The sequence below is a fragment of the Acinetobacter sp. V2 genome (genome assembly GCF_001188385.1).
Lineage (GTDB): Bacteria > Pseudomonadota > Gammaproteobacteria > Pseudomonadales > Moraxellaceae > Acinetobacter > Acinetobacter oleivorans.
In genome coordinates this window covers 329,621-338,186 of record NZ_JZFB01000003.1, presented here as the reverse complement: position 1 = coordinate 338,186, position 8,566 = coordinate 329,621, and the positions used below count along the sequence as shown (strand labels likewise).

Genomic DNA, 8,566 nt, shown 5'->3' with positions numbered 1-8,566 from the left:
CCACGAGCCAATGCAGGTTTTAACATATTACCTGCATCCATAGCGCCATCGCCTTTACCTGCGCCTACAAGTGTATGTAGCTCATCAATAAACAGGATGATTTCGCCTTCGTGTTTTGCTAAATCTTTTAAAACAGCTTTTAAACGTTCTTCAAACTCACCACGATATTTAGCACCAGCAAGTAATGAACCTAAATCTAAAGATAAAACACGTTTGCTTTTTAAGCCTTCTGGTACTTCACCATTGACAATACGCTGAGCCAAACCTTCAACAATAGCAGTTTTACCTACACCTGGTTCACCAATAAGAACAGGGTTGTTTTTTGTACGACGCGATAAAACCTGAATGGTACGGCGGATTTCGTCATCACGCCCAATCACTGGGTCAAGTTTTCCAGATAAGGCACGCTCAGTTAAATCAATCGTATATTTATTAAGTGAGTCACGTTGATCTTCGTGATTATTACTCATGACTTTGTCACTACCTCGAATATGTTCAATTACTTTACGTAGACTGTCGGGAGTTACACCTACGGCACTTAAAATATTTTTAGTTTCGCCTGTTTCTGCTAAACCTAATAGCACCCAGTCAGTTGACAAAAATTCATCACCCGCTTTTTGTGCATATCTATCTGCCAGATTAAGCGCCTTAACAGCTTCAGGGTTTAAATTGACATCCCCAGTCGGATTCGCAATGGTCGGAGCATCTTTTATAGCTTGCTCAAGCTTTTGTTTAAGTTCAGGTAACCGTGCACCTGCTTGTTGCAACAAACTAATATTTGATGGCTCTTCTAAGAGGGTACTCAAAATATGAATACCCGCGATCGCGGTATGGTCTTTACCCATCGCTAAGGATTGAGCATCTGAAAGGGCTTGCTGCAAGCGGTTTGTAAATTTTTCAAAACGCATTCTTGTTATTCCTCACAACAAATTTGTACTTGTCTAATAGATGGGAACATTTCTTCGGATTTCAAATAAATTTTTATATATTTTTCATAATGTTATTAAAATAACAATGAGTAAAACTCCATTATAATATGGGATTGTTTTGTATATATTTCAAGTACAGTTCAGCTACATTTTATTAAAATACTTGAATATTTAGCTTCATGCTTATTCATACTACGGTTTTCACAAACTCTTCATTGAGAATTTATTGATTAAGCTTTAGTTTATCTTGTTAGTTTATTACTCGTTTTGAAATGAAAAATGCACTTTAAACACATTCTATTAACAACAACTTGTCTTTTTACTTCTGCACTGGCAATCGCCGAGCTTCCACAAGACTCAAGAAGACCCGGTGGGATCGCAGTTATCCCATTAACCGCTGATATTACTCAGGTCACTTTTCAACAAAAGCCGGTTTTAATTAGTCACGAAGGTGAGCAGCGTTATGCTGTTGTGGGTATTCCCTTATCTACCCCACTTGGCAATGTACAACTCGATACGAATAAAACCCCTATTCAAATAGAAATTAAGTCCTATCCCTATGCGGAGCAACGGATTAAAGTCACTAACCAAGATTATGTGAACCCGAACCAAAGCCAGTTAGACCGTTATGCTCAAGAAGCTAAAGAACAAAATGATGTGTATAGCTCATTTACAAAGAGTTCATGGCAAACCTTACCAGCATTTATACGCCCGACTTCAGGGAAATTTTCTAACTCTTTTGGAAGAAAGCGCTTTTTTAATGGTGAAGAACGTGCTCCCCATTCAGGTTTAGATATCCCTGCGCCAATAGGACAAAAAGTTGTTGCACCAGCAGATGGTGTCGTTATCCAAACCGGAGCTTATTTTTTTAATGGTCAAACCGTGTTGATTGATCATGGCCAAGGCCTTGTTAGCATGTTCTGCCATTTAAGCGCAATTAAAGTAGAGAAAGGCCAACATATCCGCCAAGGAGAAACACTAGGTTTAGTGGGCAAAACTGGACGTGTAACAGGCCCTCACCTGCATTGGGGCATGAGCCTTAATAATGCTCGGGTAGATCCGCAGCTTTTTCTAAATACAGCTCGTTAATTTAAAGCTTTACGAAAATACTTTGGTGCTTCGATATAGCCTTCTCTTAGGTAAAATTGATGTGCCAAAGGTCTTTGCACTCCAGAATGAAGTTCCATTCGATCACAACCACGGCGCTTGGCTTGTTGCTCAGCTTCTTGTACGAGTAAGTGCCCTACACCTTTACTACGTATATTCTCATCAACGCACAGATAGCATATTTTGGCAAAGTCACCCTCTAAGGCAATTTGCGGAATAAAATAAAGAGATAAGAAACCACAAATCTTGCCCTTTTCTTCAGCAACCAAAATTTGTGAGTTAGCGTCATTATGCAGTATTTCAAATTTTTCTTGGATAAGAGTGAGTGGCTGTGGGTAGCCCATCTGTTTAAGTAAATCGCATATTGCTTGAGTATCTTCCCATTTAGCAGTACGAATATTCATTTAATCCCTCCTCTTATTTTTTAGTTATTTTTGACAATAAAAAAGCCAACTCTAATGTCAGCTTCTTTTAATTTTTAGCTATCAAAAAACTGTCTTATTCCGCTTCAATAATTTCAAAGTCATGGGTAATTTCTACACCACCATCGGAAAGCATTTTACTCGCTGAACAATATTTTTCGGCAGACAATTCAACCGCTTTTGCTACCTGTTTTTCTTTAACAGCTTTACCCGTTACCACAAAGTGTAAGTGGATTTTAGTAAAAACAGCCGGAATTGTGTCAGCACGCTCAGCTTTTAAATTACATACAACATTCGTCACATCTTGGCGAGATTTCTTTAAAATAGTCACAATATCAAACGAAGCACACCCACCAAGTCCCATTAATAGCAATTCCATAGGACGTGGACCACGGTTTTCACCACCATACTCAGGTGAGCCATCCATAATGACACTATGCCCACTATCCGATTTCGCTTCAAAAGCAACATTCTCTAGCCAATGTACACTTGTTTGCATTGCAACTACCTAAAAAAAATTATAAATTTAAGCAGGGTCTGTTGACATTTCATCTATGGATTGCGTTAGAGCTAAAAATTAATCCAAATAAGACGCAAAACCCAGACAATGGCAATCCTTTGTCCAGTTTTGTTATATAGTTTGTGAAATTTCAGCCATAATCTGAGTTGCCATTTAAGCAGCGCAGGCACAGCGCAAGACCATGTTATTTTGTACGTTCCGTTGTTAAGATCTATTTATTTAGAATGGCTAAATTTCATAGCTCTTGCTTGGTAACGTCTAAAAGAATTGTCTTATGTCGCAACCATCTGTGAAATGTCAACAGACCCTTGTTTTGTACACTAACATAAAATGAGTTGATAAGGAATTTCATCTCTTCTGTGTAATAGCTCATCTCGGGCTTGTGTGAATTGTTTACCCTATTCGGAACATATTAAGCATGACTTCAAATTTTTCACAACTCAGCACAGATGCTTTATCTCCGGGGCAACTACCTGAATCCGTTAAAGCATTGTTAAAACGTGCTCACATCAACAGATATCCAAAACGAACCACAATTGTTGATGCCGGAACAGAGTCGAAATCTTTATATTTAATTTTAAAAGGCTCAGTTTCAATTATTTTACGTGAAGATGACGAACGTGAAATTGTTGTTGCGTATTTGAATCCGGGCGACTTCTTTGGGGAAATGGGGCTTTTCGAACCGAACCCTCAACGTACAGCTGAAGTTCGTACTCGTGATGTCTGTGAAATTGCAGAAATTTCTTATGACAACTTCCACGAACTTAGCAAACAATATCCGGACTTAAGTTATGCTGTTTTTGCACAACTTGTTCGCCGTCTAAAAAATACAACTCGTAAAATGACAGATCTAGCGTTTATTGATGTATCTGGGCGTATTGCACGTTGTTTAATCGACTTATCTTCACAGCCAGAGGCAATGATTTTGCCAAATGGTCGTCAAATTCGTATTACACGTCAAGAAATTGGCCGTATTGTGGGATGTTCACGTGAGATGGTTGGCCGTGTACTTAAGACATTAGAAGATCAAGGCATGATCCAGACAGATGGTAAAGCTATTCTTATTTTTGATGTTTCATTAGAAGAAGCACCAGTTTCTGATGAAGACTATGATGATGAAGAATAATATTTATTAAGTTTTTAATAAAAAGCAAACTTCGGTTTGCTTTTTTTATATGCAACAATGAGTTAATACACAAAACTTACAAACTATTCTAATTTTATGATTTAAGTTGAATACATATTCTCCGTTAGGCTAACTCAAAATTTCCAAGGATTCCGCTGTATGCAATTTAACCCACTTAGTCGCACAGGCCTCAAGCTTCCAGAAATTTGTTTAGGCACCATGACATTTGGTGAGCAAAACTCTCAGCAAGAAGCATTTGAACAACTCAATTATGCTTTAGCACACGGTTTGTATTTTTGGGATACGGCAGAGATGTATTCGGTTCCGCCAAAACCTGAAACCTATGGTGCAACTGAAACAATTATTGGCAATTGGTTTGCCCAAAATGGTCAACGTGACAAAGTCTTTCTTGCCTCTAAAATTGCAGGGCCAGGCTTTGGAGGAACACACATCAGAGAAGGCCATACGCGCTTCAACAGCGATCATATTGCTAAAGCCCTAGATGGCTCCCTGAAACGTCTCCAAACCGACTATATCGACCTCTATCAACTGCATTGGCCTGAACGTCATACCAACTTTTTCGGTACGCTAGCCTATGGCAACCAACAAGCACAAAATGATTACGACACTACTCCTCTAGAAGAAACATTACTTGCTCTACAAGAAGAGATTAATCGAGGTCGCATTCGCTATATTGGTTTATCGAATGAAACGCCGTGGGGCACTATGAAATTTTTACACTTGGCTGAAAAGTTAGGTGTCAGTAAGTTTGTAAGTGTTCAAAACCCATATAGCCTTCTCAACCGTACGTATGAAATAGGTATGTCTGAAATTGCTAAATATGAAGATGTTGGTTTACTCGCTTACTCTCCTCTCGCGTTTGGCTACCTATCTGGCAAGTTTAGAAATGGCGCTCGTCCCGCTAATGCTCGTGTCACATTATTTCCACGTTTTAGCCGCTATAGTAACCCTCAAAGTGAGTGGGCAACTGAACAATATGCACAGCTAGCTGAGAAACATGGGTTAAGCTTAACTCAAATGGCATTAGCATTTATCAAACAACAATTCTTTGTGACCAGCACAATTATTGGTGCCACCAATCTAGACCAACTTAAAGAAAATATTCAGGCATTTGAAATTGAACTGCCTGCTGAAGTTTTACAAGGTATTGAAGCTATTCATATCCAACAGCCCACCCCTGCTCCTTAAATAAAAAAACGGATGCTTAAGCATCCGTTTTCTTTATCTATAAAAAATTTATATCTTATTTACGGCCATTATAAACAGCCATTGCCGCAGGCAAGTTTTTACGCATATCGCTAATACGCTGAGAGTTAGATGGGTGAGTAGACAAGAATGAGGAACCACCGCCACCTTCAAGCTTATTCATTTTTTCCCACAATGTAATCGCTGCATTTGGATTATAACCTGCACGCGCCATTAGCATTAAGCCGCCTTGGTCCGCACGACTTTCCAAACTACGCGAATATGGTAAGCCTACACCGACTTGTGAACCTAACTGAGCCGCAGCCGACCCTAGTTGACCCACATTACCACCATTAATCTGACTTAAGCCAATATTTAATGCTAAATCAGTTAAAGCTTGAGCACCAATTTTACTTTTTGCATGCTCTTCTAAGGCGTGAGTCATTTCATGCCCCATAACAGCTGCAATTTCAGCATCTGTTAGGTTCAATTTATTCACAATACCTGTATAGAACACTACCTTACCACCAGGTGCAACATAAGCATTAATGGTATCTGATTTCAGTACTGCCAACTGCCAGCTAAAAGGCTGACCAGTCTGGTTCATCTGGTTCGCATAAGGTTTTAAACGGTTAAAAACAGAATTAATACGGTTATATGTACTAGAACTTGTATCGAGAGCACCCTTACCACGTGCTTCCTGCACCATCTTATTAAAACCTTGAGCAGATTGAGCATTTAAGGTTGCAGTATCTGCACCCGCCATGTCCGCTACTGTTGCACAGCCAGAAATGGTCATCACACTTGCCGCACACAAGCTTAAAAAGAGTTTTTTATTCATAACATGGATCACCTAAATCGAGAAAAAGCTGTTTATTCTTTTGCACTTATTATAAGAAATACCACTCACACTTTGAATGTCTCATTTCTTCATGATCATAGTATTTATGTAACGATCAAGCCGATAAAGTCATCAAATAAATCCAGAAAATTAAACATATTACATTTAAGCCAAGATAAACATAACTTAAAAACTTAACTTTCTCTTCAAGATTAGGACTTTCTCTTTTCCAGAGTAAATAACTATTTTGTATGAGCACCACAGGAATTAACACACATGCGAACAATACTGACAGACTCATAAACGCGGTCATAAAGAAATCTTCATGATATTCTTGACCATAAATAACTAACATCGCCAGTGTCGGTGAACCACCAATAGCGAATAAAAAAGAATAAAAAATTGTTTTCGAAATAGTTGGTTGTAGCTTCATCCTGAGCCCATCATTCCTTATCTATCTAACGTTTTAATCTGAATCGAATAAAACGAAAACTGCACTTTAGTCGGGTATAAAAAAGCCCCCTTTTAGGAGGCCTTTTTAATCTTTGCTAATTAAGCAGAGAATGGATGACGTAAAACAATTGTTTCTGCACGGTCTGGACCAGTTGAAACAATATCAATCGGACATTCGATTAATTGTTCAATACGCTTCACATAAGCTAAAGCATTTGCTGGTAATTGATCGATACTGGTTAAACCAACAGTCGATTCGCTCCAACCTGGCATAGTTTCATAAATTGGTTTCAAGCATTCAAAAGAAACCGCATCAGAAGAACCTACACAGCCTGAATCTGTATTTTCATAGCCCACACAGATTTTTACTTCTTCTAAACCATCTAGAACGTCTAATTTAGTTAAACAAATACCAGAAAGTGAGTTTACATCTACAGAACGGCGAAGGATTTCAGCATCAAACCAACCACAACGACGTTGACGACCAGTAGAAGCACCAAATTCATGACCAACTGTACCAAGGTGTTTACCCACTGGGTCACCAGCATCAGCTGCTGCATCGTAAACCAATTCAGTTGGGAATGGGCCAGCACCTACACGTGTTGTATAAGCTTTAGTAATACCTAATACATAATCAAGATGTAAAGGTCCCATACCTGAACCAGAGCTTACGCCACCAGCAGTTGTATTTGAGCTAGTCACATACGGATAAGTACCGTGGTCGATGTCTAAAAGTGAGCCTTGAGCGCCTTCAAACATTACAGGCTTACCTTCTTTGCGGTAGTCATGTAACACTTTAGTCACGTCAATCACTAATGGAGCAAGCACTTCGCGCCATTCGTTGCAAAGAGCCAATACATCTTCAAATTTAACAGCTTCTACACCGTAGAACTGAGTTAATTGGAAGTTATGTAACTCAAGCATTTCCTGAAGTTTTTCTTCTAATGCTGCACCACCACGAACAAGGTCAGCAACACGCACTGCACGGCGAGCTACTTTATCTTCGTAAGCAGGACCAATACCACGACCTGTAGTACCGATTTTAGCATTACCACGTTTCTTTTCACGTGCCTGATCAAGTGCAATGTGGTTAGGCAAAATGAGTGGACAGTTTGGAGAAATACGTAAGCGTTCTTTAACAGGAACTCCTTCCGCTTCCAAAATTCCCATTTCTTCAATTAACGCGGCTGGTGAAAGTACTACACCATTACCAATTAAGCACAATACGTTTTCACGTAAAATGCCTGATGGAATGAGGTGCAATACAGTCTTTTTACCACCTACGACAAGAGTATGACCTGCGTTATGTCCGCCTTGATAACGTACTACCGCAGCCGCCTGATCTGTGAGCAGGTCGACGATCTTACCTTTACCTTCGTCGCCCCATTGGGTACCAAGTACCACAACATTTTTGCCCATAATAGCCTCATTACATCATGCTGTTAAAATTGGAAACCACCAGTAAAAACTTACCGTTGGCGTTTAAATCTTTTCAATATTCCATTGACCATTTTGCGCCACGAGTTGATGGGTCGCGTATGGAATAGAACTTAAATCATCATTACCTAACAATTGAACGACACGTAAACCTTGAGCGCGTGCATTCGAAATTGCTGAGAGTAAATCTTGTTCTGAGCCTTTTGGAGCAACAACAGTTTCTATTTCGGCGAACTGATTTGCACCTAAGGCATATAAATCGCAACTAAAGCCAGTAGCAGGACGTGCACGCCCAAAGTGCTCACCAATACCATCGTAACGACCACCCTGCGCTAACGGCGCAGCACGGTTCGGCGCATAGACTGCATACATTAAGCCAGTGTGATAGTGATAACTACGTAGCTCTACAACATCAATACCGATATTGAGATTTGGCCAACGACCTTTAATTTGCTCAAGCGTCGTCTTTAGTGCATCTAATGCTGACTTAAATTCAGCATCTTGCAAAATATTGGCACTTAAATT

At 39.6% G+C, this 8,566-nt stretch carries 10 protein-coding genes and 1 pseudogene; 3 read left to right on the top strand and 8 right to left on the bottom strand.

Annotation, left to right across the window (positions count from 1 at the left end; genetic code table 11):
- The coding region (locus UC75_RS21570) for a Clp protease N-terminal domain-containing protein (protein ID WP_228137357.1) at positions 1-908 on the bottom strand (908 nt) is incomplete at its 3' end.
- A 300-nt stretch (positions 909-1,208) separates the two neighbouring features.
- Between UC75_RS21570 and UC75_RS12450 the strand changes: the two genes are divergently transcribed.
- Positions 1,209-2,018, top strand: coding sequence for a peptidoglycan DD-metalloendopeptidase family protein (locus UC75_RS12450; protein ID WP_049837781.1), 810 nt, complete (start codon positions 1,209-1,211; stop codon positions 2,016-2,018).
- On the opposite strand, the gene UC75_RS12445 is transcribed toward UC75_RS12450, so the two are convergent.
- The 3 genes and pseudogenes from UC75_RS12445 to UC75_RS21565 form a co-directional block, all read right to left on the bottom strand.
- Entirely contained in the window at positions 2,015-2,440 is a 426-nt protein-coding gene (locus UC75_RS12445; protein ID WP_049837780.1) for a GNAT family N-acetyltransferase, read from the bottom strand. The genes UC75_RS12450 and UC75_RS12445 overlap by 4 nt on opposite strands.
- A gap of 94 nt (positions 2,441-2,534) precedes the next feature.
- Entirely contained in the window at positions 2,535-2,957 is a 423-nt protein-coding gene (locus tag UC75_RS12440) for an OsmC family protein (protein WP_005041936.1), read from the bottom strand.
- Between the two features lie 135 nt (positions 2,958-3,092).
- Positions 3,093-3,155 (bottom strand): annotated as a pseudogene (locus UC75_RS21565) (hypothetical protein); the annotation flags it as partial.
- A gap of 241 nt (positions 3,156-3,396) precedes the next feature.
- Here UC75_RS21565 and crp point away from each other — a divergent pair.
- Both crp and UC75_RS12430 read left to right on the top strand, forming a co-directional pair.
- Positions 3,397-4,104, top strand: coding sequence for a cAMP-activated global transcriptional regulator CRP (gene crp / locus UC75_RS12435; protein WP_004793675.1), 708 nt, complete (start codon positions 3,397-3,399; stop codon positions 4,102-4,104).
- A 159-nt stretch (positions 4,105-4,263) separates the two neighbouring features.
- Entirely contained in the window at positions 4,264-5,313 is a 1,050-nt protein-coding gene (locus UC75_RS12430; RefSeq protein WP_049837779.1) for an NADP(H)-dependent aldo-keto reductase, read from the top strand.
- A 55-nt stretch (positions 5,314-5,368) separates the two neighbouring features.
- Here UC75_RS12430 and UC75_RS12425 read toward each other — a convergent pair whose 3' ends face one another.
- The 4 genes from UC75_RS12425 to UC75_RS21560 form a co-directional block, all read right to left on the bottom strand.
- The gene (locus tag UC75_RS12425) at positions 5,369-6,151 is read right to left on the bottom strand and encodes a M48 family metallopeptidase (protein WP_049837778.1); all 783 of its coding nucleotides are present in this window, start codon (positions 6,149-6,151) and stop codon (positions 5,369-5,371) included.
- 115 nt (positions 6,152-6,266) lie between these two features.
- Entirely contained in the window at positions 6,267-6,584 is a 318-nt protein-coding gene (locus UC75_RS12420) for a hypothetical protein (protein ID WP_005299047.1), read from the bottom strand.
- Between the two features lie 119 nt (positions 6,585-6,703).
- Complete coding sequence (locus tag UC75_RS12415) at positions 6,704-8,023, bottom strand: adenylosuccinate synthase (protein ID WP_049837777.1); 1,320 nt, start codon at positions 8,021-8,023, stop codon at positions 6,704-6,706.
- Between the two features lie 63 nt (positions 8,024-8,086).
- Positions 8,087-8,566 (bottom strand): ATP phosphoribosyltransferase regulatory subunit (locus tag UC75_RS21560; RefSeq protein WP_228137344.1); only part of this gene is annotated, 480 nt, incomplete at its 5' end.